The sequence below is a fragment of the Rhodopseudomonas sp. B29 genome (assembly GCF_000333455.1).
Classification (GTDB): Bacteria; Pseudomonadota; Alphaproteobacteria; order Rhizobiales; family Xanthobacteraceae; genus Rhodopseudomonas.
The window spans coordinates 1-1591 of record NZ_BADD01000775.1 but is presented as its reverse complement, the minus strand read 5'-3'; the positions used below and the strand labels follow the sequence as shown (position 1 = coordinate 1591).

Here is a 1591-nt window from a genome sequence, read left to right as displayed (position 1 = left end):
CTGCCTCACGCCGATCGTGTCTACGTGCTCGAACATGCCCGCATCGTCTGGGAAGGCGATCCGGGACGTTTCGCGGCAGAGGCCGGCGAAGGGTATCTGTAGCAGCCCCGACGGTTTGATCCAGCGCAAGCGCGCGGTCGTGGGGGGCGGCGTATGAACGACGACCTGCCGACCCCCTGCTCCGTCATGGCCGGGCTCGTCCCGGCCATCCACGTCTTCTTGCGACGATTTCAGCAAGACGTGGATGCCCGGCACAAGGCCGGGCATGACGAACGACCGGAGACCACGTCATGGCCGATCCGCGCGCAACTTCGACCGCTCCGTCGGTCTCGTCGCTACCGACGCTCAATCACATCCCGCAGGATTTCATCTGGGGCGTCTCCTCCGCCGCCTTTCAGATCGAAGGCGCAGCCAAGGAAGACGGCCGCGGCGAAAGTATCTGGGACGTGTATTGCCGCAGCGGGCAGGTCGCCAACAACGACACCGGCGACGTCGCCTGCGATCATTATCATCGCTACAAGGAAGACGTCGCGCTGATGAAGGCGCTCGGCCTGCAGGCCTATCGCTTTTCGGTGTCGTGGCCGCGCGTGATGCCGCTCGGCACCGGCGCGGTCAACGAAGCCGGCCTTGCCTTCTACGACAGCCTGATCGACGAACTGATCACCGCCGGCATCGAGCCGTGGCTGTGCCTCTATCACTGGGACCTGCCGCAGCGCTGGAAGAGCGCGGCGGCTGGCTCAATCGGGAGATCGTAGCCTGGTTCGCCGACTATGCACGGCTGATCGGCGCCCGCTTCGGCCACAAGGTCAAGCGCTTCGCCACCTTCAACGAGCCCGGCATCTTCAGCCTGTTCGCCCGTTCGTTCGGCGCCCGCGACCGCAGCGCCGACGACAAGCTGCATCGCTGGATCCACCACGTGAACCTAGCCCACGGCGCCGCCGTCGATGCGCTGCGCGAGACCGTGACGGACGCCAAGATCGGGCTGGTCACCAACTATCAGCCGATCTACCCGTCCAGCGACAAGCCGGAGGACGTCGCTGAAGCAGCGCTGATCAGCGACTATTGGAATCGGGCCTTCGCCGATCCGCAATATCTCGGCGAGTACCCGGCGAAGCTGCGCGGCCTGATCCAGCCGCATATCCTGCCGGGCGATCTCGATCGTATTCACCGGCCGCTCGACTGGTTCGGCCTGAACCACTACAGCCCGGTCTATATCAACTCCGATCCGAACGCGATCGTCGGACTCGGCTGGGGGCCGAAGCCGGCCGACATTCCGCGCACGCCGATCGACTGGACCATCGAGCCGGATGCGTTTCGCGACACCCTGATCGAAGTCAGCGGCCGTTACGGCAAACCGGTCTATGTCACCGAGAACGGCTATGGCAGCGGCGACGACAAGCCGGACGCGAACGGCCAGGTGATCGACCTCGGCCGCATCGCTTTCCTGCGCGACTACATCGGCGCGCTCGATCAGGCCCGCGCCGCCGGCGCCGATATCCGCGGCTATTTCGTTTGGTCGCTGCTCGACAATTTCGAATGGGAGTCGGGCTACAGCGTCCGCTTCGGCCTGGTCTACATGGACTATCCGACG

The 1591-nt window shown here is 64.9% G+C and carries 1 pseudogene; it reads left to right on the top strand.

Annotated features, from left to right (window positions below):
- Positions 1–290: 290 nt before the first annotated feature.
- Positions 291–1591, top strand: a pseudogene (locus tag I5M_RS30765) (GH1 family beta-glucosidase); the annotation flags it as partial.